Genomic DNA, 25,673 nt, shown 5'->3' on the forward strand with positions numbered 1-25,673 from the left:
TCATGCCGTCACGGCACAACTATATTGAACCGCTGCTCGGCGGGCGGATGGAGCGCGAACCAGGACAGAAAGGCCTGGCGGTCGCCCTCGATGCGGATCGCGCCCGATTGCATCAGCGCGGGGAACTGCGCCTGCCCCAGCATCACATCGTCGAGCGTCTTGCGGTCGATGGTGATCGTCGCGGTCGGCGCGGGGTCGGTCACGCCATAGCGCGGAAACTCGACCCCGCCGCCGACGACGACCGCAACCCTTTCCCTGCTGTCGGGGAGCACGAACTGGAAGGTGCCGTTGAGCGCGGCGCCCTTCGCCGCATCGAAGCGCGTCGCGAGCGCGTCGAAAAAGACCGCGGTGGGGATCGCGCTGACGAACGAGCGGCTTTGCCCGTTGCTCGTCGCCGACTCGGCGGCATTGCCGCGCAGGCTGGCCGCGGCGGCGAGATAATAGTTGCGCCACGCCCCTGATTCGGCCTGATAGCCGAGCTGGTCATAGGCCGACGCGAGCGCGCCGCGCGCCGCGCGATTGCCCGGTTCGGCAAAGACGAGCTTGTTCAGAAGCTCCGCCGCCCAGCGATAGTCGCCCGCCGCGATCGCGGCGCGCCCCGCCGCCAGCAGCTTGTCGGCGCCGCCCGCAAGCGCGACATATTTGGGCGCCGATTCTTCGGGGGGCAACGGGTTGAAATGGGCGGGGTTACCGTCCCACCAGCCGAAATAGCGCTGATAGACCGCCTTCATGTCGTGGTTGAGCGTGCCATAATAGCCGCGCGTCGAAAAATCGCGGCCCTGCACCGGCGCTTCCGCCGTCGCGTCGGCCAGCTCGTGCAGCGTCGCGCCGCGGTTGGCGAGAAAGAGCGTGCGGTCGTGGACATAGCGATAGGCATCGCGCTGGTTCGCGAGCAGCGCGCGCACCTCGTCCGCGCCCCACGTCGGCCAGTGGTGCGATGCCAGCGCGACTTCGGCCGCCCCGCCCCATTTCAGCAGCATCGCGTCGATCACCTTCGACCAGTGCAGCGCATCGCGCACCTGCGCGCCGCGCAGGGTCAGGATGTTGTGCAGGTTGTGCGTGACGACTTCGGTCGTGTGCAACGCCTTGAAAGCAGGAATGTAAAAGACGAACTCCGACGGCGCCTCGGTCCCGCCCGCGTCGAGAAAGTCGAACACCAGCCCGTCGATCGTCAGCGTGCCGCCCTCGGCGCCCACCGTTTCGGTCGGCTCCATATATCCGATCGTCCCCGACGACAATCTGGGGCCCAGCCCGGTATCGACCTGTCCCCGCGGCCCCGGCGGCAGGATCGCCCCGAACATGTAAAGCGCGCGCCGCCCCATCGCCGCGCCCGCGAGCACATTTTCCGACGTCGCTTCTTGCGAAAAGCCGTGGGGGGCGATGATGCGGATCTTTTCGCGCGCGACCTGTTCGGGCGTCACGATGCCGCCGACGCCGCCGAAATGGTCGCTGTGGCTGTGGCTGAAGAGTATGGCCCTGATCGGGCGCCGCCCTTCCTTGGCCTCGATCGTGTCGGCAAATAGTTTCCATGCGGCCGCCGCGGCTTCCTCCGACAACAGCGGATCGACGACGATCCAGCCGGTCTGGCCACGGATCACCGTCATCACCGACAGGTCATAACCGCGCAGCTGCCATATCTGGCCCGGCACCACCTCGAACAACCCGTGGACGGCGTTGAGCCGCGCCTGTCGCCACAGCGAGGGGTTGACGGTATCGGGCGCCTCGCGCGCTTCCAGAAAGGCATAGGGGCGCCGGTCCCAGATGATCGCGCCGTCCTTGCCGGTAATCACGCCGCCGGCAATTTCGGCGAGCTTGCCGCGCGTGGCATTCGCTTCGTCGCGCGGGTCGGCGAGCGGCAGGCGCTTGGCAAGCGCGGCCTGCGCGGTGCGCGTCGCCTCGCTCGCGGCGTCCTGCGCGTGTGCGACGAGTGGCAGGCAGCCCGCGAGCAACAGGGGCATCAGTCGGCGCATCTGGTCCCTCCCTCTTTTGGTGCAGCTTGCGCCGCGCCGCCGCGCTTGGCAAGCAGGGGCGATGGACGATGCGCCGCCCCTGCTGATCGCGTGGCACAGCCGCACCGGCGGCAGCGAAGCGCTCGCCAGGGCCGCGGCCGAAGGGGCGGGCGGGTCCGCGCAGCGCGTCGCGGCGGCCGACGTCACCCCCGATATGCTGCTCGCGGCCGCGGGCTATCTGTTCGTTGGCCCTGAAAATCTCGCCGCGCTGTCGGGCGCGATGAAGGAGATGTTCGACCGCGCCTATTATCCGTGCCTCGGCCGGATCGAGGGCCGCCCCTATGCGACGATCATCTGCGCAGGCTCCGACGGCGCAAACGCCCAGCGCCAGCTCGACCGCATCGCGACCGGCTGGCGGCTGCGGCGCGTCGCCGACCCGGTCATCGTCAACACCGATGCGCAGACGCCCGAGGCCATTCTGGCTCCCAAGACGATTGCGCCGGAGCGCCTCGCCGAAGCCCGCGACCTCGGCGCCGCGCTCGCCGAGGGGCTGGCGGCGGGCATATTCTGATCGCGCGACAACAGCGCGGGCTTTGCCGGAATGACGAAAAGGGAAGGGACGATGACCGCTACCGCGCGCGGGCGGCCTGGTGCGCGATGTCGGTCATCAGCTTGCGAAACAGCACGGCGCCCGCGGTGCCCGATGCCTTGAGCGCGCGCTCGCAATCGAGCAGCCGGCTCATCAGGCGGGCGATGCGCACCGAATCCCAGAGGTGGAGCTGCGCCGTCACCGCCGCCTGTTCTTTCCGGAACACGCCGCTGCGCGGCGCCGACACGACCGTCGCGGGGTGCGCGCCGCCGTCGACTTCGGCGCGCAGCCGCGCGAGTTGCATCGCGCGGATCGCGAGTGCGCGGATGATGCGGATTTCGGCGATGCCGACCGCGGCCGCGGTGGCGAGCATGTCGGGCAGTTCGCGCACCTTGCCGCCCAGCGCGACGTTGATGCATTCGCTGACGTCCTCCTCGTGCGTCGCGGCGCCCAGCGCGGCGATGTCGGCGGCGGTCACCTGCCGCTGGCGGTCGGCGCCCGCGTCGAGGTAGAGCGCGATTTTCTCGATCTCGCGGCGCATCACCGCCTGGTCGCCCGACACCAGGTCGACCAGCAATTGCGCTTCGGCATTGCCAAGCCGCAGCCCCTGGTCCTGCGCCGCCGCCATCGCGATGCCGACGAGCGCGCGGCGGTCGGGCTGGTAACAGATGGCGGCGATCGCATGGTCCGATCCTTCGACCAGCTTGACCAGTTTCGATTTGGCAGTGACCGACGCGCCGGTCGCGATCACCGGGTTGATCGCGGTTTCGGCGGCGAGCAGCGCCTCGACCGCGGCGATGCTGTCGTCGCCGTTGCCGATAAGGTCGACGCGGATCAGGCGGCTCGGCGAAAACAGCGACATCGACGCCGCCTCGGCGGCGAGCCGCAACGGGTCCTGCTCCAGCTGCCCATTCGTCAGATCGAGCCGCTCGGCATCCTTGCCCGCAAGGCCGATAAGGTGGTTCGCGACCGCACCCATCGTCGCGTCGTCGGGACCGGTGAGGAGGAAAAGCCGCACCGCGGGGTCAAGGCGCGTCTGGCGTTCGAGGTCGGCGGGCCTGACGCTCTTCATTGCCCGGCGGGGGCGGGAGCGGCGGCACCCTGGCCGCCGCCACGGTTTGCATAAACGGCAAGGCGCGCGACGATCTGATCGGCGATGCCCGATGCGAGTCGTTCGAGCGCGGTCGATTCGGCGGCGATCGTCGCATATTCGCTGCCGACGACGTCGATGCCCGCGTCCTGTGTGGCGGCCGCGTCAAGCAACACTTCGCCCGTCGCGGCGTCGACAAGCTGATAGCGCGCGCGGAGCGTTCGCCGCTCGCGCGTCACCGCATCGTCGGCGCGCACGCCGAAACCGGTGATCGAATCCTCGAGCCGGACGTCGAGCCGCAGCCGCTTGCCCGCGCCCCCGTCGCCCTGCGTCGGGCGCAACCGGTCGCGCAGCGCGTTGCGGACGAGCCAGCCCTCATGCCCCGCAATCGGCGCGACATCGACGTCGGCGAGCGTTTGCGCCACGCTGCCGCCGCTGCCATTGGCGTAAAGCGGACGCAGGCCGCAGCCGCCGATGGTCAGCGAAGCGGCGACGAGGGCGGAGATGATGAGCGTGCGCATATTGTCAGCCGACCGCCTTTGGTTTCCGTTCGCCCGACACGAACGGGAAATGGAAGGGTTTGTTCCGATCCATCGTGTCAGGGAACGATATTCACCAAACGGTCGGGAACGACAATCACCTTCTTGGGCGTCGCGCCTGCCAGCAGTTCGACGATGCGCGGGCGGGCGAGCGCGGCGGCTTCGAGGGCATCCCTGTCCAATCCCTTCGCCACCGTCATCGTATCGCGCAGCTTGCCGGCCATCTGGATGGCGATCGTCACCTCGTCATCGACGAGCAGCGCCGGATCGGCGGCGGGCCATGCGGCGTCGGCGACCATCGGTGTCGGGCGCTGGCCCGGCGGCAGCGCCGCCCATGCCTCTTCGGCAAGGTGCGGCATCATCGGCGCGACCAGCAGGATCAGGATGCGGCACGCCTCGGCGCGTGTCGCCGAAGGCTTGGCCTTTTCGATCTCGTTGGCGAGCGCGTGGATTTTCGCCACGGCCTTGTTGAAGCCCAGCGCTTCGATATCGGCGGCCACCCCGGCGATCGTCTGGTGGAGCTTGCGGGCAAGGCTTTTGTCTTCCCCGCCGTCGCCAACATTCTCGGTCTCGCCGAACAGCCGCCACAGCCGCTGGACAAAGCGCCACGCGCCCTCGATCCCCGCCTCGCTCCACGGCAGGTCGCGCTCGGGCGGGCTGTCGGACAGCATGAACCAGCGGACGGCATCGGCGCCATATTGGTCGAGAATGGCGTCGGGATCGACGACATTCTTCTTCGACTTCGACATCTTGATGACGCGGCCGACCTCGACCGGGGCGCCGTCGGCGATCAGCGTCGCTCCGTCGGCGCCCCGCTCGACTTCGTCGGGCGTGAAATAGAGCGGCGGCAGTCCCTCGCCCTGCGGCCGGCTATAGGTTTCGTGCGTCACCATGCCCTGCGTGAACAGGCTCGCGAACGGCTCTTTGATGTCGATCATCCCCAGCCTGTTCAGCGCGCGCGTCCAGAAGCGTGCGTAGAGCAGGTGGAGGATCGCATGTTCGATGCCGCCGATATACTGGTCGACGGGCAGCCAGCGGCGGATGACCTCGGCGTCAAAGGGCCTGTCCGCGGGCGCCGACGCAAAGCGCAGGAAATACCAGCTTGAATCGACGAAGGTGTCGAGCGTGTCGGTCTCGCGCATCGCCTCGCCGCCGCAGCTCGGGCACGCGACATGCTTCCACGTCGGATGGCGATCCAGCGGGTTGCCGGGCACCGAAAAATCGACATCGTCGGGCAGGGTGACGGGAAGCTGGCTCCTGGGAACCGGCACCGTCCCGCACGCCGGGCAATGGATGAAGGGGATCGGCGTTCCCCAATAGCGCTGGCGCGACACGCCCCAGTCGCGCAGCCGCCACACGGTCGCGCCCTTGCCCCAGCCTTCATGCTCGGCGCGCGCGATGACCGCGGCCTTTGCCTCGTCGATGCTCATGCCGTCGAGGAAATGGCTGTTCACAAGGCGGCCGGGCCCGGTATAGGCTTCGGTGCCGCTGAAATGCTGCGCCGTCTCGTCGCCATCGGCGATCACACGATGGACCGGCAACTCATATTTGCGCGCGAAATCCAGGTCGCGCTGGTCGTGCGCGGGGCAGCCGAAAATCGCGCCGGTGCCATAATCCATCAGCACATAATTGACGACCCAGACGGGCAGGTGCCAGTCGGGGTCAAGCGGATGCTCGACCGCCAGACCGGTATCGAAGCCCAGTTTTTCGGCGGTTTCCAGCTGTTCGGCCGATGTGCCCTGACGGCGGCATTCGGCGATGAACGCCGCCAGTTCGGGCGAAGCCTTTGCCAGCCTTTCGGCAAGCGGATGATCGGGCGAGATCGCCGCGAAGCTCGCGCCATAGAGCGTGTCCGGGCGCGTCGTGAACACGTCGAAACCCGGCGCGCCGCCCGCCAGCCTGAACGAAAACTCCAGCCCTTGCGACTTGCCGATCCAGTTTTCCTGCATCAGCCGCACCTTGTCGGGCCAGCTGTCCAGGCTGCCCAGGCCTTCGAGCAGTTCGTCGGCGAAGTCGGTGATCTTCAAAAACCACTGCGACAATTTCTTCTTCTCGACGATTGCGCCCGAGCGCCAGCCGCGACCGTCGATGACCTGCTCGTTCGCGAGCACCGTCATGTCGACGGGGTCCCAGTTGACGTAGCTTTCCTTGCGATAGACGAGCCCCGCGGCATGGAGGTCGAGGAACAGCGCCTGTTCCTGCCCGTAATAATCGGCATCGCACGTCGCGAACTCGCGGCTCCAGTCGATCGCGAGGCCGAGGCGTTTCAATTGCGCGCGCATCGCGTCGATATTGGCGCGCGTCCAGCCGCCCGGATGGACGCCCTTTTCCATCGCGGCATTTTCGGCCGGCATCCCGAAGGCGTCCCAGCCCATCGGATGCAGCACATCGTGTCCCGTCATCCGCTTGAACCGCGCAAGGACGTCGCCCATCGCATAATTGCGGACATGTCCCATGTGAATGCGCCCCGACGGATAGGGGAACATTTCGAGGATATAGGCTTTCGGTTTGTCGCCGCTGTCGGTCGTGGCAAAGCTGTTCGCCGCCTCCCACGCCTTTTGCCAGCGGGCGTCGGCGGCGAGGGCGCCGAAGCGCGTTTCGCGGGTCATGTATCGGTTACCCCGTCAGTCTGTCTGGGCGAGCGCGCAGCGGCGCGCCGCAAGTTAATCCCGGATGGCCGAGCGGCGCAGGTCGCGCGCGCGGGTGAGGATGATCTCCTCAAGCTTCTGCACCGTCGCCGCCTGCACCGGCGCATCGACCCAGGTGCCGCCCTGCGACACCTGGCGCGAGGCGGCGACGCGCAGCGCGTCGGCGCGCAGATCCTGGTCCAGAATCGACACCGTGACCTTCATCCGCTCGCCGGGGTTCGACGGGTTGGCATACCAGTCGGTGATGACGACGCCGCCGGCCGAATCGGCCTGGAGCAGCGGCATGAACGACAGCGCGTCGAGCGAGGCGCGCCACAAATAGCTGTTCACGCCGATCGTCGTCACCTGGCTGGCGGCAAGATCGGCGCGCGGACGGTCGTTGTTCGCACAGGCCGCAAGGCCGAGCGCCGCAAGCCCGATCAGCACAAGCGAAGCCGCGCGGCGGCCGGGGCTGGCGGGGACGGAAAGCTGGAACATGCCGATACACCTTATCTCTTGGGCACCGGGCAGCTTTGCAAACCGCCCGTGCATACGGAATTGCCAGCGTCTCTATCGCCCTTGCCGCCGTCCGGCAAGCACGGCAATTTGCGGCGCGCCGCCGTTCAGCCTAGGGTCAGTCGACGCGCGCGGTGTGACGAATGCGCAACATTTTTTGGCGAAATGCCCTTCGGTCGCGATGATATGACCCGAATCACTGGAAATGTTACGCCAACGGGCCTATCTGACGAGTCGATCGGGGTTGGAGTCGCAGGACGATGGCGCGCACATCGCGACATTATTGGAAAGCAGGGCTTGCCGCTTTGGCGGTGGGCATGCTTGCGCTTCCGCCCGCACTTGCGGCGATGTCGAGCAGCGACCGGCTGCGCGACACCGCGCTGTCGGAAACCCTGCTCGGCCAGTTCACTCCGGCGTCGGGCGACGAGCGGCTGATCGCGCGCTACAACAGGATGTCGGCCGAACAGCGCCGCAATTTCAGTTTCACCCCCGCGCTCACCGATGACGGACGCAAGAATCGCGCCATCACCGTCGTGATCCGCGTGCGCGACGATGCGTCGAGCGCGGCGCGCACCGCGGGGCTCGCGGCGGGACGCACCACGCCGGTGGCGATCGCTCCGGTGAAATATGATCTCGGCGCGTCGGTCGGCTTTGAAAAATTCGTCACGCCGGCGCTGCCGCGCGGCACCGACCTGCGCAACCTGCCGGTCGCCAAGGCGCCCGAACAGGCCGAGAAAAAGTCGCGCTTCGCCACGCGCATGGTCAACCGCCCCAGCGACCCGAGCGGTGCGACCGACCGCGTCACCGCTCCCGGCGAAGCGTCCGCGGTCGATGTTGTCACCAGCTATCGCCTGACGAAGAATATCGATGTCACCGCAGGCGTGCGGTACAAGGCCGACGACCGCTTCCAGCCGCTGACCGATTCGCGGCGCGACAGCCAGGCGGTCTATGTCGGAACCGCCTTCCGCTTCTAGGCATCATCATTCTCCAGGGTGGCCTGCAAATGGCACGCATCCGCGCTTGCGCTGCTGACGCACATTGAGTGCGCTGCATTCCGGGTCACGGAACGCCGCCATTTTCGATTCGCCCTGACCCGAATGGCGACACCGCCCGTGCCAGGCGCCTCGCCGCCTTTTGCTCCCACGCATCGATTGCCGCCCAGCCGGCCGCGATGTCGCTCGCGCGGTTGATCTGGCGCGCGCGCGCCGCGGTCATGCCGCCGAGCGCGACCGGCTGGCCGCCTGCCAGCCGCGCGAGCCGCAGCCAGGCCGCCGATCCCAGCGCGGGGGCGCCGGGGTGCGAGCGCGTCGGATGGAGCGGCGAAACGAAGGCGGCGTGCGCTCCCGCCCGCCGCGCGCGCCGCGCCTCGTGCGCGTCATGGACGGGCAGGGAGAGGATCAGGCCGAGCGCGTGGGCCTGACGCGCCCGATGCGCGTCGCGCTGGCGCAGATGGACGCCGTCGGCCCCCCAGCGCCGCGCGATTGCCGGTGTTCCCGCCAGCAGCACGGTCAAGCCGCGCGTCCGGCCCAGGCGAACCAGCCGTCGCAGCAGCCGCCAGCGCGCACCGGACGGCAGGCGGTCGTGGCGCAGCACGATCCCGCTTCCGGGCGGCAGCCGCGCCGCGAGCGTCAGCAGGCCGGCCCGTGCCCGCTCGTCGCTGAACAGCCAGATCCCCGGAACTTTGGGCCTAAGAGGGTGGCGCGCGCGCATCGCGCTTTCTATAGGCGCGTCGCGAGCGCGCGCAACGCGCCGATGGGAATCAGACGATGAGCGACGCAGCAGGCCGGTTGGCCGAGGTGCAGGGACATATCGCCGACGCGGCGCGGCGCGCGCGGCGCGGGGCGGACGACATCTGCCTGATCGCGGTGTCAAAGACGCACGGCGCCGACGCGATCCGCCCGCTGATCGCCGCGGGCCAGCGCCATTTCGGCGAGAATCGCGTGCAGGAAGCCGCCGCGAAATGGCCGGCGCTCCGTGCCGAAACGCCCGGCGTCGTGCTTCACCTGATCGGCCAGCTGCAATCGAACAAGGCGGATGACGCCGTGGCCTTGTTCGATGCGATCCACTCGGTCGACCGTTCGTCGCTGGTGCAGGCGCTGGCCAGGGCGTGCGCGAAGGCGGGGCGGCAACCGCAGCTGTTCGTGCAGGTCAATATCGGCGGCGAGGCACAGAAAGGCGGCTGTGCGGTTGCCGACCTTCCCGCACTGCTCGGCGAGGCGAAGGAGGCGGGGCTGGCGATCGCCGGGCTGATGACCATCCCGCCTGCCGCGCAAGAACCCGCGCCCTTTTTCGCGCTGCTCGACGAACTCGCCGGGCGCCACGGCCTGCCGCTGCGTTCGATGGGGATGAGCGGCGATTACGAGACTGCGGTGATGCTGGGCGCGACGCATGTGCGCGTTGGTACGGCGCTGTTCGGCGCGCGCGGGTGATTGACGGCAGCGGCCGGTGTCGACCGGTCGCTGCCCCAAGATCCTCCTCATCGATTTGCGATGGGGGATCTCGAACGGCCGCTTCCCGCTCCAGGGCAGCGCCCCGCGCTCCGCTCAATCGAACACCGACCACCCCGCCGCATAGGCGAAATGTTCGAGCGCCGCGGCGCCCGCTAGCGAGGTTCCCGCCTCGTTCAGCCCCGGCGACCAGACCGCGATCGACCCCTGCCCCGGCGCGATGCACAGGATGCCGCCGCCGACGCCGCTCTTGCCGGGCAGGCCGACGCGAAAGGCGAACTCGCCCGAATTGTCATAATGGCCGCACAGCATCATGATCGCGTTGATGCGCCGCGCGCGGTGCGCGTCGATCAGCTGTTCGCCGGTCAGCGGGTCGCGTCCTTCCATCGCCAGAAACAGCCCGGCGCGGGCGAGCTGGCGGCACGACATGGCGATCGCGCATTGCCGGAAATAGACGCCGACGACGGTTTCGACCGGATGCCGAAGGTTGCCGAACGCATCCATGAAATGCGCCAGGCTGCGGTTGCGCGCGCCGGTTTCCGATTCGGACAAGGCGACATCGAAGTCGATCGCAACGCTGTCATCGCCCGCGCGCGCGCGCATGAAATCGACGATCTCGTCGGCGACCGTATCGCCGTCGCGCCCGTCGATCAGCCGGTCGGTCGTCGCGATCGCCCCCGCGTTGATCAACGGATTGCGCGGGATGCCCGCCTCGCTTTCCAGCTGGACGATCGAATTGAAGGCGCTGCCCGACGGTTCGCGCCCGACGCTGTCCCACAAGCCGCCGCCGACCCGGCGCAGCGCGAGCGCGAGGGTGAACACCTTCGACACCGACTGAATCGAAAAAGGCTCGTCGGCGTCGCCCGATATATGGACGGTGCCGTCGGGCAGCGCGAGCGCAAAGCCGAGCTTCGCCGGATCGACCCTGGCCAGCGCGGGGATATAGTCGGCGACGCGGCCTTTGCCGAGCTGCGCGGCGGCGAGCGTCATCGCTTCGTCAATATAGGGTTGAAGATCGATCATGCGCGGTGCCTAGCATAGTTGCCCACGCGATGCGCCTGTGACACGACAGCCCCATGGCCCTCCCCGCCCCCTTCGCCGACTGGTTCGCCGCGCGCGGGTGGCGGCTCAGACGGCATCAGGCCGATATGCTTGGCGCGGCTGCGCGCGGCGAGCATGCGCTCCTCGTCGCGGCGACCGGCGCGGGCAAGACGCTTGCGGGTTTCCTCCCCAGTCTCGTCGATCTCGCCGCGCATCCGTCGGACCGGCTGCACACCCTCTATGTATCGCCGCTCAAGGCCCTGGCTGCCGACGTCGAGCGCAATCTGCTGGGGCCGATCGCCGACATGGCGCTTGCCATCAGCGTCGAAAGTCGCAGCGGCGATACCTCGTCCGACAAAAAGGCGCGCCAGCGCAGTCGGCCGCCCAACATACTCCTGACGACCCCCGAATCGCTGTCGCTGCTGTTGTCATATCCCGACAGTTTCACGATGTTCGCCGATTTGAAGACGGTGGTGATCGACGAGGTTCACGCCTTCGCGCCGGGCAAGCGCGGCGATTTGCTCAGCCTGGCGCTGGCCCGGCTTCAGCATATCGCCCCCGGCCTTCGCCGCGTCGGCCTGTCGGCGACGATCGCCGACCCCGATCAGTATCGCGCGTGGCTCGCGCCCGATGCCGACGCGGACAAGGTCGCGCTCATCGCGAGCGAGGCGGGCGCCGATCCCGATATTTCCATCCTGCTGCCCGAAGGTGCGGTGCCCTGGGCGGGCCATTCGGGGCGCTGGGCGGTGCATCAGGTGATGGCAGAGGTGGCGCGCAACCGCACGACGATCATCTTCTGCAACACGCGCGGCCTTGCCGAGCTGATCTTTCAGGAGCTGTGGAAGGTCAACGACCTCGGCCTGCCGATCGCGATCCACCACGGCAGCCTCGACATCGAGGCGCGCCAGCGCGCCGAGGCGGCAATGGCCGAGGGGCGGCTGCGCGCGCTTGTCGCGACTTCCAGCCTCGACCTCGGGCTCGACTGGGGCGACGTTGATTGCGTGATCCAGATGGGCGCGCCCAAGGGCTCGTCGCGGCTGCTCCAGCGTATCGGCCGCGCCAACCACCGCCTTGACGAGCCGAGCCGCGCGCTGATCGTGCCGGGCAACCGCTTTGAATATCTTGAGGCGCGCGCGGCGCTCGATGCCGTGGCGGCCGGCGAGCGCGACGCCGACCGCTTCCGCCCTGGCGCGCTCGACGTGCTGGCGCAGCATGTGATGGCGCTCGCTTGCGCCGCGTCGTTTCGCGAGCAGGCGCTGCTTGCCGAGATCCGCAGCGCCGCGCCCTACCAGTGGATCGATGCCGAGGTTTTTTCCCGCCTGCTCGGCTTTGTGCGCGACGGTGGCTATGCGCTCAAAAGCTATGATCGCTTTCGCCGTCTTGCGCCTGACGGGCAGGGCGGGTGGCGCATCGCGCACCCGCGACTGGCGGCGCAGCACCGGCTTAACGCGGGCATCATCGTCGACGCGCCGACGCTCGACGTGCGTTTCAGGAACGGCCGCCGCCTCGGCCGCGTCGAGGAATATTTTGCGAGCACGCTCGTTCCCGGCGACACATTTGCGTTCGCGGGACTGAGCCTTGAGGTTGACGCGATCCGCGACACCGACCTGATCGTCCGCGCGACGACGCGGCCCGCGCGCATTCCTTCCTATATGGGTGCGCGCATGGCGCTTTCGACGCGCCTCGCCGACCGGGTGCGCGGCTTCCTTGCCGATCCGGCGAGCTGGTCGCGCTTTCCCGATGACGTGCGCTTCTGGCTGGAAATGCAGCAATCGCGCTCGGTTCTGCCGCGCGCGGGCGAACTGCTTGTCGAGAGCTTTCCGCACGAAGGGCTGCACTATCTTGTCACCTATCCCTTCGAAGGGTGGAATGCGCACCAGTCGCTGGGCATGCTCATCACCAAGCGGATGGACCGCGCGGGGATGCAGCCGATGGGCTTTGTCGCCTCCGACTATGCGCTCGCGATCTGGTCGCTGCGGCCGGTGACGCGCCCCGAAACACTGTTCGACGCCGAAATCCTGTCGGACGAGTTCGTCGAATGGGTCGAAAATTCGCATCTGTTGAAGCGCGCCTTCCGCGAGGTCGCGGTGATCGGCGGACTGATCGAGCGCCAGCATCCCGGCAAGCGCAAGACGGGCAAGCAGGTCACCTTTTCGACCGACCTTATCTTCGACGTGCTCCGAAAATATGAACCCGACCATCTCCTGCTCGAAGCGGCGTGGGCCGACGCGCGCGAGCGGCTCACCGATGTCGCGCGGCTGGGCGATCTGCTCGACCGCGCGGCGGGAACGATGCGGCATGTCGGGCTCGATCGCATCAGCCCGCTCGCCATTCCCGTGCTCGTGCTGATCGGGCGCGAAAGCGTCGCTGCGTCCGACCTCGACGATGCGCTGCTCGGCGAACTTGCCGACTCGCTGGCCGAAACGGCGATGCGTGCGGATTGACGCGCCGGAAACGCCGGGCGTTTCGCTTGCCGACAACCGCGATGAGGCGTAGGCTGCGACAAAATATGGAAAGAGGATGCCAGCGATGACCCGTTCCGTCCGACGGCCTGTGCTTGCCGCGCTGCTCGCCGCGGCCGCGCCGCTGCTGCTTGGCGCAACGCCTTCTCCCGCGACGCCGCCTTCTCCCGCCGCGACGCCCGGCCCGGCAGGCGAAACCGGCACGCCGCCGGTCGGGGTCGTGCCGTTCATCGAACCCTTCGACCTCGACGCAACGCGGCGCATGGCGGTTCAGGTCATGATCGACGGCAAGGGCCCCTTTTCCTTTCTCGTCGACACCGGCGCCGAACGCACGGTGATCGCGCGCGAACTCGCCGACCGGCTGGGGCTTGTCGAGGGCGAAAAGTTGCGGATGGCGACGATCGGCGGATCGGCGACGGTGCCGAGCTATCATGTCGCGGCGCTCCAGATGACCAAGCTGCACCTGGCCAAGGTCAACGCCCCGGCGTTTCACGGCCGCCATATCGGCGCGGCGGGGCTGATCGGCGTCGACATGCTCGAGGATCGACGCGTGCTCATCGATTTCCGCGACGAGACGATGGAGATATTGGAAACGCGCAAGCGCGCGCGGCCCGTGATCCGCGACGATGATGCCATCGTCGTCACCGCGCGCAATTCGGCGGGGCGGCTGATCCTTTCCGACGCACGGCTGAACGGCCGGCGCATCGACGTCATCGTCGACACCGGCGCCCAAACCAGCGTCGGCAACCTCGCTTTGAAAGGGTTGGTGGCCGAAAAGCGCGCGAACCGGCTGCCTTTCCTGCCGACGACCCTGGCCGCGGTGACAGGAGAGGACGTGCAGGCGACGCGCACCGCGATCAAGCGCATCGTCATCAACGGCATGGACATCAACGATCTTCCGGTCAGCTTCGCCGACAGCCAGGCGTTCCGTGCGCTTGGGCTTGACGAACGCCCGGCATTGCTGCTCGGCATGGACAGCCTGTCGCTGTTCGACCGGATCGAGATCGACTTTCCGAACAAGCGCGTCGTCTTCGACCTGCCCGAAGGCGCGCACCGCAATGCGGGGCAGCGCTTCGCGGCAAATGGCGGCGCGTTCGGGGGCTAGTCGCTTGCCGCCGCGCCGGGGCATTGCCATAGGGGGCGAATGGTTCCGGCCGCGCCTTTCGACTTTGCGGGCCAGCACTTTCAGATGCTGGCCGAAAACGCCTTGTTCTGGCCGCGCCACGGCGCGCTGATCGTCGCCGACCTGCACCTGGAAAAGGCAAGCTGGTATGCGGCGCGCGGCCAGCCGCTGCCGCCCTATGACAGCCACGACACGCTCGACCGGCTCGCCACGCTTGCCGCGCGCACCGGTGCGCGCGCGATCTGGTGCCTCGGCGACAGTTTCCACGACCGCGACGCCGCCGCGCGCATTGTCCCCGCCGTTGCCGACCGGCTTGCCCGACAGGCGCGGTCGGCGGCGCTCGTCTGGATCGCGGGCAATCACGACGGGCTGAGCGCCGGTGCGTGGGGCGGCACGGTCGCCGACGAACTGCTGGTCGACGGCATCGCCTTTCGCCACCAGGCCGAACGGGGCGAGGTGCGGCCCGAAATATCGGGGCATTTCCATCCCAAATTGTGCAGCCATATCCGTGGCCGACGTGTAGCGCGCGCCTGTTTCGTCGGCGACGCGCGGCGGCTGATCCTTCCCGCCTTTGGCAGTTTCGCGGGTGGATTGGCGGCGGATGACCCGGCCATCGCCGCCAGTTTCGACGGCTCCTATCGGGCGATGCTCGTGGCAGGCGGGCGACGGCTCGATTTCCCCTGTCCCGGCCGTGCGGCGGGTGACGCTACGGCACGCCCGGCTGCCGCTGCGTCTTAGACATTCAGGCCGGTTCCGGCCTGTGGCCAAAAAGCATCACACCGGCAAAAACGACGCAAATGCTGGCGTTTCGCTGGAATGGCGGCGCGATTGGGTTATGTTCCCGCCGCAACGAAAATAATGAAATGTTGAGAGGAGTGCCCGAAATGAAATCATCTTCCCTTCATGCTGCCCGTCTGCTGCGCACGACGGCGATGGGCGTGTCGATCGCCATCGCGAGTGTCGCGGCGCCCGCGCTGGCGCAGGACAGCGGCGCCGATGCGGCTGCCGACGCTGCGACCGAAGACAGCGGCGACGCGCCGATCGTCGTCACCGCACAGGGTCGTTCGCAGCTTCTGTCCGACGTGCCCGTCGCCATCTCGGCGGTCAGCGCCGAAACGCTCCAGAACAGCGGCGCGAACGACATTCGTCAGCTCAACCAAGTGGCGCCGTCGCTGCTGGTTTCGTCGACCGGCTCGGAAGCCAATGGTTCGGCGCGTATCCGCGGCATCGGCACGGTCGGCGATAACCCCGGCCTCGAAAGCTCGGTTCCGGTCTTTATCGACGGCGTCTATCGCTCGCGTTCGGGTATCGGGCTCAACGAACTGGGCGAGATCGACCGCGTCGAGGTGCAACGCGGCCCGCAGGGCACGCTCGGCGGCCGCAACTCGTCGGCGGGCCTCATCAGCATCTATTCGAAAAAGCCCGATTTCCAGTTCGGCGCCTCGGGTGAAATCACCTATGGCAATTATGATTACTGGCGCCTTGGCGGCAGCGTCACCGGACCGATCAGCGACACGCTCGCCGCGCGCATCGACGGTATCTGGGTGAAGCGCGACGGCTTTTATCGCGATGCGGCAAACGACACCGACGTCAACGATCGCGACCGCTATTTCTTGCGCGGCCAATTGCTGTTCGAGCCGACCGACGCGCTGTCGGTGCGGCTGATCGCCGATTATACCTTCCGTGACGAAAAATGCTGCGCGGCCATCTATGTCGACAACAGCGTCAATCCGTTCATCGGCAACCTGAACAATCCATCGACGCCGCTGGCGCCGTTGCAGCCGACCGGCAACAACATCATCAACGTGCTGCGCGACCTCGGCCAGCCGCTCAGCGCCTTCAGCCAGGGATACAGCCGCGACATTTCGGTAAGCCCCGGCCGCAGCTATGCCGGCGAGACCAAGGACTACGGCTTTTCGGGCCAGATCGACTATGATTTCGGCGGCGCGACGCTCACCTCGATCACCGCCTACCGCGAATATCGGTCGAGCGAGGCGTCGGACACCGACTATGGCACGGTCGATATCCTCTATCGCGCGCCCGACGACGACGCCTATCGCCAGTTCCACACCTTCACGCAGGAACTGCGGCTCAACGGCGAAGCGTTCGACGGCAAGCTCGACTGGCTCGTCGGCGGCTTTTTCGCCAATGAAAAGCTGACGGTGCGCGACAATCTGCGTTTCGGCAGCCAATATGGCCGCTTCGCCAGTTGCCGCATCATTTCGGGGGGCGGGCTGGCCGGTCTCTATTCGCCGACGTCGCCGCTCTGCGTCGTTCCCGGCGTCGGTCCCGCGACCATCGCCGCCGCCAGCGGCGCATCGGGGCCGGACATCGTCGCGGCTTTCACCGCCCTCGACGGCCTCAACGACCGTGGCACAATCAACGACCGCTATCGGCAGAATGGTACGAACTGGGCGCTGTTCACGCACAATATCGTCCACATCACCGACCAGCTCGATTTCACCTTCGGCTTGCGTTACACGCACGACAAGAAGAAGTTCTCGGCGGCCTTCACCAACGACAACACGGCCTGTACGACGATCCAGGGCCTTGTGCTCGACGATCTGGCGAGCCCCAACGCCACCGCGCGCGCGCTTGCGGGCGCGCTGATCGGACTCGGCTGCCAGGGCAATTCGACCGCCGAACTCAACGGCGTCTCGATCCGCGACAGCCGCAGCGAGGACGAATGGACCGGCACCGGCATCCTGTCGTACAAGCCGATGGACGACCTTCTGCTCTATGCCAGCTATTCGCGCGGCTACAAGGCGGGCGGCTTCAACCTCGACCGCTCGGCGCTCAAGTCGCCGATCCTGCCGTTCGGCGGGCAGGCCGGGGCGCAGGCGCTCGTCGGTAACCTCCAGTTCGATCCCGAACTGGTCGATGCCTATGAAATCGGCGCCAAATATTCGACCGGCCCGTTCAGCCTCAGCCTTTCCGCCTTCCGGTCCGATTTCAGCAACTTCCAGCTGAACACCTTCAACGGCAGCGTGTTCATCGTGCAGACGATCAACGGCTGTTCGGCGGACCTTGGCGGGGCGGACCGCGACACCAGCAACACCACCGGCGCGTGCAATCCGGACGACGTCAGCTGGGGCGTGCGCGCGCAGGGCTTCGAGCTCGAAGCCTCGCTCGTCCCCGCGCGCAACTTCCGCATGAACGCGGGCCTCACCTATTCGCGGACCAAGTTCCGCGGCAATCTGGTGGGCAACAAGGACGGTGACCCGCTCGACGCCGCGCTGCGCAAGCTGCCCGGCGACAATCTGTCGAACGCGCCGGAACTGGTCGCGACCGGCAGCATCAGCTGGACCCCCGATATCGGCAGCAGCGGCCTTACCGGCCTCGTCTATATCGATGGCCGCATGACCAGCGATTACAATACCGGATCGGACCTGTTCCCGCAAAAGGAACAGGACGGCTATGCGCTGTTCAACGCGCGCCTCGGCGTGCGCGGCCCCGACGAAAAATGGGCGGTCGAACTGTGGGCGCAGAATATCTTCAACAAGCAATATGCGCAGGTCGCGTTCAACTCGCCGTTCCAGGCGGGCACGACGTCGGCGCCCTTCACCGATCCGCAATATCCGGGCGGGCGCCAGATCTTCTCGCAGTTCCTCGCCGAACCGCGGACCTATGGCGTGACGCTGCGCGGCAAATTCTGAACCGCGCTGATAACGTGAAAAAGGGGGGCGGGGCCGATGGTCCCGCCCCTTTTTCGTGCCGGGCAAAGTCAAGCTGTCACCTTTGACAGCTGTGGCACAAAAGTCGCGCGTTGCGGGAAATGACGTTACGGCAGCTTGCCGATGCTGGCGACCTCGCCCGGCGCCATGATAGCCTCCGCGCCAAACAATAGGGAAGAGAGGAGGGCCTGATCATGACGCTTCATTCCTATCGCGCGGCTTGGATGCTGCGCACCGGCGCCGCCGCATTGCCGCTCGCCGCCATGCTCGCCGCTACGCCGGCGATGGCGCAGGAGGGCGGCGGCGCCGAAGCCGACGACAGCACGATCATCGTCACCGCGACGCGGCGCAGCGAAGCGCTGTCCGACGTGCCCATCGCGGTGTCGGCGGTCACGGGCGACACGCTTGAAAAATCGGGCGCGACCGACGTGCGCGCGCTGGGCCAGGTCGCGCCGTCGCTGCTCGTGTCGGGGGCCACAAGCGAGGTCAATTTCACCGCACGCATCCGCGGCATCGGCACCGTCGGCGAAAATCCGGGTCTCGAATCCTCGGTCGGGCTGTTCATCGACGGCGTCTATCGCAGCCGCACCGGCGTCGGCCTTTCCGAACTCGGCGATGTCGAGCGCGTCGAGGTGCTGCGCGGGCCGCAGGGCACCTTGTTCGGCCGCAACTCGACCGCGGGGCTGATCAACATCGTCACCAAGGGCCCCGACCTTTCGGGCTTCGGCGCGAAGGGGTCGGTTTCCTATGGCAATTATGATTATTGGCGCGTCGACGGGATGGTCAACGCCCCGCTCGGCGAAAAGGCGGCGGTGCGCATCGACGGCGTGTGGCAGCGGCGCGACGGCTTTATCGACAATGTCACGCCGGGTGAGGACGACATCAACGATCGCGACCGCTGGCTCGCCAAGGCGCAGCTGCTGCTCGAACCTGCCGAAAATGTCACGCTGCGCCTGATCGCCGATTATTCGGAGCGCGACGAAAATTGTTGCGGCGGCGTGCTGCTGAACCCGGTGCGCAGCCTGACGCGCGGCCCCGACGGCTTTCCGGTGGCGTCGCCGAACACGCTGTTGCCGCTGCTTCAGCAGCTTGGCGCCAATCACCAGGTTCCGCCTGCCGGAACAAGTTTCATTCGCCAACAGGCAACGACGCCCGGTGTTTCCTATCGTTCGGACACAAAGGACTGGGGCGTGTCGGGTGAGATCAACTGGGACTTCGGCGGCGCGACGCTCACTTCGATCACCGCCTATCGCGATTACCGGAACGCACAGGGGCAGGACGCCGATTTCAGCGCGCTCGACATATTGCGGCGCACCGACCTCGACCGCCGGTTCCGCCTGTTCACGCAGGAACTGCGCCTGCAGGGCGAGGCGCTGGACGGACGGCTCGACTGGCTTGTCGGTGGCTATTTCGCCAATGAGAAGCTCGATGTCGACGACGACATCGTCTATGGCGCCGATTATCAGCGCTATGCCAATTGCCTCGCCGCGGCGGCGCTTGCACCGACCCTCCTCAACCCGGCCTCGCCGACCTGTTCCAACCTGCCCGCGGCAAGCTTCCCCGGCTTTCAGGGTATCGCCGCGCTGCTTGGCGCCGCGCCGCTGAACGGTACGGGCAATAATGGCTCGACCTTTGCGCAGCGCAGCACCAACTATGCGCTGTTCACGCACAACAGCTTCGACATTGTCGAGGATGCGCTGACGCTCACCATCGGTGCGCGCTACACGCACGAGAAAAAGACGCTCGCGGGTGACGCCAATTTCACCAACACATTATGTCCCGCGATCGTCAATTCGTCGCTTCAGGCGCTGGCGAGCCTCGCCTGCGTCATCAACGGCACCGCGCCCGATATCATGCGCGGCGCCGAAGGCACGAAGTTCAGCGAGGGGCAGTGGACGGGCACCGCGGTGCTCAGCTGGAAACCCGCGCCCGAATGGCTGGTCTATGGATCGGCGTCAAAGGGATACAAGGCGGGCGGGTTCAACCTCGACTATTCGGCGCTCGACCGGCCGTGCAGCACCACCGCGGGTTCGGCGGCGCAGAATGCCGCCTGCGCCGCGCTGCTCGCGCGCCCGGCGAACACGCCCGGCAACGCCCGGCCCGAGGCGAGCGACCTGCAATTTGCGAGCGAAAAGGTCGACGCCTACGAGCTGGGGGTCAAATGGGACGGCCCCGGCATCGACGTCAATCTGGCGGCCTTTTACCAGGAATATAGCAATTACCAGCTCAACACCTTCAACGGCGTCAATTTCGAGGTCACGAATATTCAGGCGTGCAAGGACGACCTTGGGACCGGGCCGATCGACAACAGCGCCGCGACCGGCGCCTGCGCATCCGACCGGCTGAAACCCGGCGTCGTTTCAAAGGGGCTTGAGATCGAGGCCTTCCTGCGCCCCGCGCGCTATCTGTCGGTCAATATGGGCCTCACCTATGTCGATACCCTCTATCGCCGCAACCTTGTCGGAACGGGCGGCCGGCCGCTGTCGCCGGTGCTGTTCCAGCTGCCGGGGCGCGGCGTGTCGAACGCGGCCAACTATGTCGCGACCGCGGGGATCAGCTGGACGCCGCCGATCGGATCGTCGGGGATGAGCGCGCTCGTCTATCTCGACACGCGCCTGCAAAGCGACACCAACACCGGCTCTGACCTCGACGTCGAAAAGATCCAGGACGGCTTTGCGGTCTTCAACGGCCGGATCGGCCTTTACGGCCGTGATCGCCGCTGGGGCATCGAGCTGTGGGGGCAGAATCTCTTCAACAAGCGATATTATCAGATCGGCGCCGACATGCCGCTTCAGGGATCGGGGTCGTTCCGCACCGTCGCCGCCCCCGCCTCGCTCGGCTTTCCGGCGACCGCGAACCAGCTTTTCGTCGGTTTCCCCGGCGAACCGCGCACCTATGGCGTGACCTTGCGCGGCCAGTTCTGACCACCGCCCGCCCTTCTCGCGCACGGGGAGGGCCAAGGGGGGCCTGCCGCGGCCGGGCACTGTCGCGGCAGGCTCTTTTTTCGTCCCCTGGCCGGTCGCGCAAAATCTTGGGTCCATCGCCCGCTAAGCAATTGCATATCGCGGCGGGAAGGCTTAACCGGCGGCGCATCGACCGTTTAGAGTCAGGACAGGGCTGATATGGCTGGCAATGAACCGGGTGCGCGGCCGCGCTCCCCCCACCTGCAAGTGTATAAATGGACCCCCGCGATGGCGGTCTCCATTTTCCACCGCATCAGCGGCGACGGGCTGGCGATCGTCGGCGCCTGCCTGTTTCTCTGGTGGCTTGGCGCGCTCGCCGCGGGGCCCGATGCCTATGCGGCCTTCATCGCCTGCGTGTGGCACGATCCCGATGCGGGGGCTTTTCATCGGGTGACCAATATCCTCGGCAAGATTGTGCTGATCGGGCTCACCTGGGCTTTCTTCCAGCATCTCTTCTCGGGGCTTCGTCACTTCGTGCTCGATGCGGGCGCGGGGTATGAGCTCAAGACGAACAGGCTCTGGTCGACGCTCGTTTTCGTGGGCGCGCTGACCGCGACTGCCGCCACCTGGCTTTACATCCTGCAGGGGACGTTCAATGGGTAATGGAACGCGCCTCGGCCGCGTGCGCGGGCTCGGCTCGTCGCACCATGGATCGCATCACTGGCTGCAACAGCGGCTGACTGCGCTCGGCAACATCCTGCTCGTCGGCTTTCTCTTCGTTTCCTTCCTGCGCCTGCCGATGACCGATCATGGCGCGGTGCTGCGCTGGGCGTCGAACCCGTCGGTTGCGCTTGCGCTCATCCTGATGCTGGTCAGCGTTTTCTGGCACCTGCGGCTGGGGCTTCAGGTGATGATCGAGGATTATGTCCATGGCGAAGCGACGCGACTGTTCGCGCTCGTGATCCTCAATTTCTATGCGATCGGCGGCGCCGCCTACGGCATTTTCGCGATCGTGCGCATTGCGCTGGCGCCCGCGGCGCTCGGCCCCGGGGGCATGTAAGATGACCGAAGCCTACAAGATCATCGACCATATCTACGACACCGTCGTCGTCGGCGCCGGCGGATCGGGCCTGCGCGCGACGATGGGCAGCGCGGAGGCGGGGCTGAAAACCGCCTGCATCACCAAGGTGTTCCCCACGCGCAGCCACACCGTCGCGGCGCAGGGCGGCATCGCCGCCAGCCTCGGCAACAATTCGCCCGACCATTGGCAATGGCATATGTATGACACGGTCAAGGGTTCCGACTGGCTCGGCGACCAGGACGCGATCGAATATATGGTGCGCGAGGCGCCCGCCGCGGTCTACGAACTCGAACATGCCGGCGTGCCGTTCAGCCGCAACGCCGACGGCACCATCTACCAGCGCCCGTTCGGCGGCCATATGCAGAATATGGGCGAAGGCCCGCCGGTGCAGCGCACCTGCGCCGCGGCCGACCGCACCGGCCACGCGATGCTCCACGCGCTCTATCAGCAGTCGCTGAAATATGACGCCGACTTCTTCATCGAATATTTCGCGCTCGACCTGATCATGGAAGACGGCCCTGACGGCAAGCTGTGCCGCGGCGTCATCGCGCTGTGCATGGAGGATGGCAGCATCCACCGCTTCCGGTCGCAGGCCGTCGTGCTCGCGACGGGCGGCTATGGCCGCTGCTATTTCACCGCGACTTCGGCGCACACCTGCACCGGCGATGGCGGCGGCATGGTGCTGCGCGCGGGCCTGCCCCTGCAGGACATGGAGTTTGTCCAGTTCCACCCGACCGGCATTTACGGCGCGGGCGTGCTGATTACCGAAGGCGCGCGCGGCGAGGGCGGTTACCTCACCAACAGCGAAGGCGAGCGCTTCATGGAACGCTATGCCCCCTCGGCCAAGGATCTGGCGTCGCGCGACGTCGTGTCGCGGTCGATGGCACTCGAAATCCGCGAAGGCCGCGGCGTCGGGCCGCACGCCGACCATATCTATCTGCACCTCGACCATATCGACCCCGCGGTGCTCGCCGAGCGCCTTCCCGGCATCACCGAAAGCGGCAAGATTTTCGCCGGCGTCGATCTCACCCGCCAGCCGCTCCCCGTCGTGCCGACGGTCCATTACAATATGGGCGGCATCCCCTGTAACTATCATGGCGAAGTCGTCACGCTCGGCAAGGACGGTCCCGACACCGTCGTCCCCGGCCTGTTCGCGGTTGGCGAGGCGGCGTGCGTGTCGGTTCACGGTGCGAACCGCCTCGGCTCGAACAGCCTGATCGACCTCGTCGTCTTTGGCCGCGCGACCGGGCATCGCCTCAAGGAACTGCTCACCCCCGGCGCCGCGCAGCAGCCGCTGCCGAAGGACAGCGCCGACCTCGCGCTCGCGCGGCTCGACCATTTCCGCCATGCCAATGGCGGCTCGCCGACCGCCGCGGTGCGCACCGAAATGCAGCGCGCCATGTCGGCGCACGCGGCGGTGTTCCGCACCGACGAACTGATGGCCGAAGGCAAGGAAAAGCTCGCGAAAACCTATGCGCGGATGCAGGATATCCATGTCAGCGACCGCAGCCTCATCTGGAACACCGATCTGGTCGAAACGCTGGAGCTCGACAATCTGATCGCGCAGGCGACGGTGACGATGCACTCGGCGTTCAACCGCAAGGAAAGCCGCGGCGCCCACGCACACGAGGACTTCCCGAACCGCGACGACGCCAACTGGATGAAGCACACGGTTGCCTGGTTCGACGGCTGGGGCGGCAAGGGCGGCGGCGTTCGCCTCGATTACCGCCCGGTCCACGAATATACGCTCACCGACGACGCCGAATATATCAAGCCGAAGGCGCGGGTGTATTGAGCAGGCGCGAGAAGCGACGGGTCGTTCGCCGGACAGGCGGCAGCCCATCGCCGATCGCGATCCGAAGCTCGCGATGACTTTTGGCAATGGTCGCAGCAGGGAAAGAGGAGGCCGCGCCGCCATTCATTTGATGGCCTTCGCGTCCAATCGGTGAATTGCCGCGTCGCGTCCCGCCGCTCAGTCAGCAGGCGGATCGCATCGACCCGCTTGTCGTCGCGAGTTCTTCGGATTCGGCCTTGCGGCGGGCAAATTCGATAAAGGGTTCGCCCAGAGCGACCGCAGTATCCTTTGCTGCGATGACGCCATGTTACCAGATCAGGTAACATGGTTGAGCGCGGTCCTAATCGCCGAACAGGCTGCGCACCGGATTGATGTCGGAAAAGGGCACATCGACATCCTGCCCCATGATCCACAGCTTCTGGCACGCGATCGCAAAGAATATCAGCGCGATCGTCCAGACGATGAAGGTCTTGCGCGCGATCCAGCGCCGTTCGGCCTCTTCGGCGGCAGCGCGCGCCTTATGATCGATGCCCAGTTCGCCCTCGAACTCCGCGACCAGCTGCGCGCGGCGGGTGCGCGAGATGTTCGCGATGCTCGCATCGCCTTCGGCGCGGTTCGGGCGGCGTTTCGCCATGATCCACCTTGATCCAGCCACTTCTGCTACCGATCATAACGCCGAGCCACTGCCAAAGCGTTAACCGTCGATCCGCATTGCCGCGCCGCGCGCGCCGGGGGGCACGCGCACCTCGATCCGCCCGCCGGTGGCCAGCGCGCGCAGCGCCGCCGTCAGCGCGGGGTCGGGATGGTGCTTCAGATGGTGATCACCAGCTTGCCGACCGCGCTGCGATCGCCGAGCCTCGCGATCGCCTTGCCTCCGTCTTCAAGGGCATAGCTGCCGGTGACACGCGGCCTGATCTTGCCTTGTTCCCACAGCTGGAACAGCCGCGCGATATTGGCGCGGTTGCGCGCGGGTTCGCGCGCAACGAACGCGCCCCAGAATACGCCCGCGACGTCGCAGCTCTTGAGCAGCGTCAAATTGAGCGGCAGGCGCGGGATGCCGGCGGGGAAACCGACGACCAGATAGCGGCCTTCCCATGCGATCGAGCGCAGCGCGGGTTCGGCATAATCGCCGCCGACGGCGTCATAGATGAGGTTCGCGCCGCCCGGCCCGACGGCTTCCTTGAATCGATTCGCCAGCGCTTTCGACTGGTCCTTGTCGAACGGCTGGCGACCATAGATCACGACCTCGTCGGCACCCGCGTCGCGCGCGACCTGCGCCTTTTCCTCGCTCGACACGCCCGCGACGACGCGCGCGCCGAACGCCTTGCCCAGCTCGACGGCGGCGATGCCGACCCCGCCCGACGCGCCGAGCACGAGCAGCGTGTCGCCTTCCTCGATATGACCGCGATCGACGAGCGCGTGGATGCTGGTGCCATAGGTCATCAGCAAGGAGGCGCCTTCGGCGAAATCGTGGGTGGCGGGCAGGTGATAGACATTATGCACCGACACCGCGACCGCCTCGGCCATGCCGCCGTTGCCGCACCCCGCGATCACCCGGTCGCCGACCTTGAACTCGGTGACGCCCTCGCCCACTTCGGCGACCAGCCCGGCAACCTCGCCGCCCGGCGCGAAGGGGCGTTCCGGCTTGAACTGATATTTATCCTCGATGATGAGCGTGTCGGGAAAGTTGACCGCGCAGGCCTTTACGTCGATCACGATCTGCCCCTTGCCCGCATTCGGTCGTGGCAGCTCGCCAAGGACCAGCGTTTCGGGGCCGCCGGTTGCGGTCGACAAGAGCGCCTTCATCATCTTCTCCTTTTCATCTTCGTCTTCGTGG

General features: G+C 66.9%; 20 protein-coding genes. 11 read left to right on the plus strand and 9 right to left on the minus strand.

All coding sequences use genetic code 11. The features are described from left to right. Window positions 1–8: 8 nt before the first annotated feature. On the minus strand, window positions 9–1,970 hold the full coding sequence (locus tag HUW43_RS13135) for an alkyl/aryl-sulfatase (RefSeq protein WP_188237813.1): 1,962 nt from the start codon (window positions 1,968–1,970) through the stop codon (window positions 9–11). A gap of 61 nt (window positions 1,971–2,031) precedes the next feature. Here HUW43_RS13135 and HUW43_RS13140 point away from each other — a divergent pair, with 61 nt between their 5' ends. Beyond that, window positions 2,032–2,520: a flavodoxin family protein gene (locus HUW43_RS13140; RefSeq protein WP_188237814.1), complete on the plus strand. Its 489-nt coding sequence runs from the start codon at window positions 2,032–2,034 to the stop codon at window positions 2,518–2,520. 58 nt (window positions 2,521–2,578) lie between these two features. Here the strand turns inward: HUW43_RS13140 and holA are convergent, their stop codons facing one another. The 4 genes from holA to HUW43_RS13160 form a co-directional block, all read right to left on the minus strand. Further along, the gene (gene holA / locus HUW43_RS13145) at window positions 2,579–3,610 is read right to left on the minus strand and encodes a DNA polymerase III subunit delta (protein ID WP_188237815.1); all 1,032 of its coding nucleotides are present in this window, start codon (window positions 3,608–3,610) and stop codon (window positions 2,579–2,581) included. Beyond that, window positions 3,607–4,149: an LPS assembly lipoprotein LptE gene (gene lptE / locus HUW43_RS13150; protein ID WP_188237816.1), complete on the minus strand. Its 543-nt coding sequence runs from the start codon at window positions 4,147–4,149 to the stop codon at window positions 3,607–3,609. The genes holA and lptE overlap by 4 nt, the downstream gene beginning before the upstream one ends. 77 nt (window positions 4,150–4,226) lie before the next feature. Then, a complete protein-coding gene (gene leuS / locus HUW43_RS13155) occupies window positions 4,227–6,776 on the minus strand; it encodes a leucine--tRNA ligase (RefSeq protein WP_188237817.1) in 2,550 nt (849 codons plus the stop codon). Window positions 6,777–6,830: 54 nt separating this feature from the next. Beyond that, window positions 6,831–7,292, minus strand: a complete 462-nt coding sequence (locus tag HUW43_RS13160) for a DUF3576 domain-containing protein (RefSeq protein WP_188237818.1) — start codon at window positions 7,290–7,292, stop codon at window positions 6,831–6,833. Window positions 7,293–7,627: 335 nt separating this feature from the next. On the opposite strand from HUW43_RS13160, the gene HUW43_RS13165 reads away from it, so the two are divergent. Continuing rightward, window positions 7,628–8,284 (plus strand): hypothetical protein, encoded by a 657-nt coding sequence (locus tag HUW43_RS13165; RefSeq protein ID WP_223181526.1) that lies wholly within the window; start codon window positions 7,628–7,630, stop codon window positions 8,282–8,284. A gap of 85 nt (window positions 8,285–8,369) precedes the next feature. Here HUW43_RS13165 and HUW43_RS13170 read toward each other — a convergent pair whose 3' ends face one another. Then, window positions 8,370–9,020 carry a thiamine phosphate synthase gene (locus HUW43_RS13170; RefSeq protein WP_188237820.1) on the minus strand — a complete coding sequence of 217 codons (651 nt, stop codon included), beginning with the start codon at window positions 9,018–9,020 and terminating at the stop codon, window positions 8,370–8,372. Window positions 9,021–9,076: 56 nt separating this feature from the next. Here HUW43_RS13170 and HUW43_RS13175 point away from each other — a divergent pair, with 56 nt between their 5' ends. Next, the gene (locus HUW43_RS13175) at window positions 9,077–9,739 is read left to right on the plus strand and encodes a YggS family pyridoxal phosphate-dependent enzyme (protein WP_188237821.1); all 663 of its coding nucleotides are present in this window, start codon (window positions 9,077–9,079) and stop codon (window positions 9,737–9,739) included. 114 nt (window positions 9,740–9,853) lie between these two features. On the opposite strand, the gene HUW43_RS13180 is transcribed toward HUW43_RS13175, so the two are convergent. Continuing rightward, complete coding sequence (locus HUW43_RS13180) at window positions 9,854–10,780, minus strand: glutaminase (protein WP_188237822.1); 927 nt, start codon at window positions 10,778–10,780, stop codon at window positions 9,854–9,856. Between the two features lie 53 nt (window positions 10,781–10,833). Between HUW43_RS13180 and HUW43_RS13185 the strand changes: the two genes are divergently transcribed. The 8 genes from HUW43_RS13185 to sdhA all read left to right on the plus strand — a co-directional run bounded on the left by HUW43_RS13185 (window position 10,834) and on the right by sdhA (window position 23,836). Continuing rightward, window positions 10,834–13,242 carry a ligase-associated DNA damage response DEXH box helicase gene (locus HUW43_RS13185; RefSeq protein ID WP_188237823.1) on the plus strand — a complete coding sequence of 803 codons (2,409 nt, stop codon included), beginning with the start codon at window positions 10,834–10,836 and terminating at the stop codon, window positions 13,240–13,242. An 85-nt stretch (window positions 13,243–13,327) separates the two neighbouring features. Further along, the gene (locus tag HUW43_RS13190) at window positions 13,328–14,365 is read left to right on the plus strand and encodes a retroviral-like aspartic protease family protein (RefSeq protein ID WP_188237824.1); all 1,038 of its coding nucleotides are present in this window, start codon (window positions 13,328–13,330) and stop codon (window positions 14,363–14,365) included. A gap of 39 nt (window positions 14,366–14,404) precedes the next feature. Then, complete coding sequence (pdeM, locus tag HUW43_RS13195) at window positions 14,405–15,121, plus strand: ligase-associated DNA damage response endonuclease PdeM (protein WP_188237825.1); 717 nt, start codon at window positions 14,405–14,407, stop codon at window positions 15,119–15,121. A 146-nt stretch (window positions 15,122–15,267) separates the two neighbouring features. After that, entirely contained in the window at window positions 15,268–18,039 is a 2,772-nt protein-coding gene (locus HUW43_RS13200) for a TonB-dependent receptor (protein ID WP_188237826.1), read from the plus strand. A 212-nt stretch (window positions 18,040–18,251) separates the two neighbouring features. Next, entirely contained in the window at window positions 18,252–20,981 is a 2,730-nt protein-coding gene (locus HUW43_RS13205) for a TonB-dependent receptor (RefSeq protein WP_188237827.1), read from the plus strand. A 198-nt stretch (window positions 20,982–21,179) separates the two neighbouring features. Next, entirely contained in the window at window positions 21,180–21,623 is a 444-nt protein-coding gene (gene sdhC, locus HUW43_RS13210; protein WP_188237828.1) for a succinate dehydrogenase, cytochrome b556 subunit, read from the plus strand. Beyond that, window positions 21,616–22,020: a succinate dehydrogenase, hydrophobic membrane anchor protein gene (gene sdhD, locus HUW43_RS13215; RefSeq protein ID WP_188237829.1), complete on the plus strand. Its 405-nt coding sequence runs from the start codon at window positions 21,616–21,618 to the stop codon at window positions 22,018–22,020. Before sdhC ends, sdhD begins: the two co-directional genes overlap by 8 nt. Before the next feature lies 1 nt (window position 22,021). Further along, entirely contained in the window at window positions 22,022–23,836 is a 1,815-nt protein-coding gene (gene sdhA, locus HUW43_RS13220) for a succinate dehydrogenase flavoprotein subunit (RefSeq protein ID WP_188237830.1), read from the plus strand. A gap of 340 nt (window positions 23,837–24,176) precedes the next feature. Here sdhA and HUW43_RS13225 read toward each other — a convergent pair whose 3' ends face one another. Both HUW43_RS13225 and HUW43_RS13230 read right to left on the minus strand, forming a co-directional pair. Beyond that, complete coding sequence (locus HUW43_RS13225; RefSeq protein ID WP_188237831.1) at window positions 24,177–24,470, minus strand: hypothetical protein; 294 nt, start codon at window positions 24,468–24,470, stop codon at window positions 24,177–24,179. 176 nt (window positions 24,471–24,646) lie between these two features. Then, complete coding sequence (locus HUW43_RS13230; RefSeq protein ID WP_188237832.1) at window positions 24,647–25,642, minus strand: NADPH:quinone oxidoreductase family protein; 996 nt, start codon at window positions 25,640–25,642, stop codon at window positions 24,647–24,649. Window positions 25,643–25,673: the final 31 nt, after the last annotated feature.

This window comes from Sphingopyxis sp. LK2115 (genome assembly GCF_014595975.1).
GTDB lineage: Bacteria > Pseudomonadota > Alphaproteobacteria > Sphingomonadales > Sphingomonadaceae > Sphingopyxis.

Coding starts and splice junctions, on each gene's coding strand:
- HUW43_RS13135 (WP_188237813.1), bottom strand. CDS start 1,970: ATGCGCCGACTGATGCCCCTGTTGCTCGCGGGCTGCCTGCCACTCGTC.
- holA (WP_188237815.1), bottom strand. CDS start 3,610: ATGAAGAGCGTCAGGCCCGCCGACCTCGAACGCCAGACGCGCCTTGAC.
- HUW43_RS13225 (WP_188237831.1), bottom strand. CDS start 24,470: ATGGCGAAACGCCGCCCGAACCGCGCCGAAGGCGATGCGAGCATCGCG.
- HUW43_RS13185 (WP_188237823.1), top strand. CDS start 10,834: ATGGCCCTCCCCGCCCCCTTCGCCGACTGGTTCGCCGCGCGCGGGTGG.
- lptE (WP_188237816.1), bottom strand. CDS start 4,149: ATGCGCACGCTCATCATCTCCGCCCTCGTCGCCGCTTCGCTGACCATC.
- HUW43_RS13140 (WP_188237814.1), top strand. CDS start 2,032: ATGGACGATGCGCCGCCCCTGCTGATCGCGTGGCACAGCCGCACCGGC.
- HUW43_RS13165 (WP_223181526.1), top strand. CDS start 7,628: ATGCTTGCGCTTCCGCCCGCACTTGCGGCGATGTCGAGCAGCGACCGG.
- HUW43_RS13200 (WP_188237826.1), top strand. CDS start 15,268: ATGAAATCATCTTCCCTTCATGCTGCCCGTCTGCTGCGCACGACGGCG.
- sdhC (WP_188237828.1), top strand. CDS start 21,180: ATGGCTGGCAATGAACCGGGTGCGCGGCCGCGCTCCCCCCACCTGCAA.
- sdhA (WP_188237830.1), top strand. CDS start 22,022: ATGACCGAAGCCTACAAGATCATCGACCATATCTACGACACCGTCGTC.
- HUW43_RS13190 (WP_188237824.1), top strand. CDS start 13,328: ATGACCCGTTCCGTCCGACGGCCTGTGCTTGCCGCGCTGCTCGCCGCG.
- HUW43_RS13230 (WP_188237832.1), bottom strand. CDS start 25,642: ATGAAGGCGCTCTTGTCGACCGCAACCGGCGGCCCCGAAACGCTGGTC.
- sdhD (WP_188237829.1), top strand. CDS start 21,616: ATGGGTAATGGAACGCGCCTCGGCCGCGTGCGCGGGCTCGGCTCGTCG.
- HUW43_RS13205 (WP_188237827.1), top strand. CDS start 18,252: ATGACGCTTCATTCCTATCGCGCGGCTTGGATGCTGCGCACCGGCGCC.
- HUW43_RS13175 (WP_188237821.1), top strand. CDS start 9,077: ATGAGCGACGCAGCAGGCCGGTTGGCCGAGGTGCAGGGACATATCGCC.
- HUW43_RS13180 (WP_188237822.1), bottom strand. CDS start 10,780: ATGATCGATCTTCAACCCTATATTGACGAAGCGATGACGCTCGCCGCC.
- leuS (WP_188237817.1), bottom strand. CDS start 6,776: ATGACCCGCGAAACGCGCTTCGGCGCCCTCGCCGCCGACGCCCGCTGG.
- pdeM (WP_188237825.1), top strand. CDS start 14,405: ATGGTTCCGGCCGCGCCTTTCGACTTTGCGGGCCAGCACTTTCAGATG.
- HUW43_RS13160 (WP_188237818.1), bottom strand. CDS start 7,292: ATGTTCCAGCTTTCCGTCCCCGCCAGCCCCGGCCGCCGCGCGGCTTCG.
- HUW43_RS13170 (WP_188237820.1), bottom strand. CDS start 9,020: ATGCGCGCGCGCCACCCTCTTAGGCCCAAAGTTCCGGGGATCTGGCTG.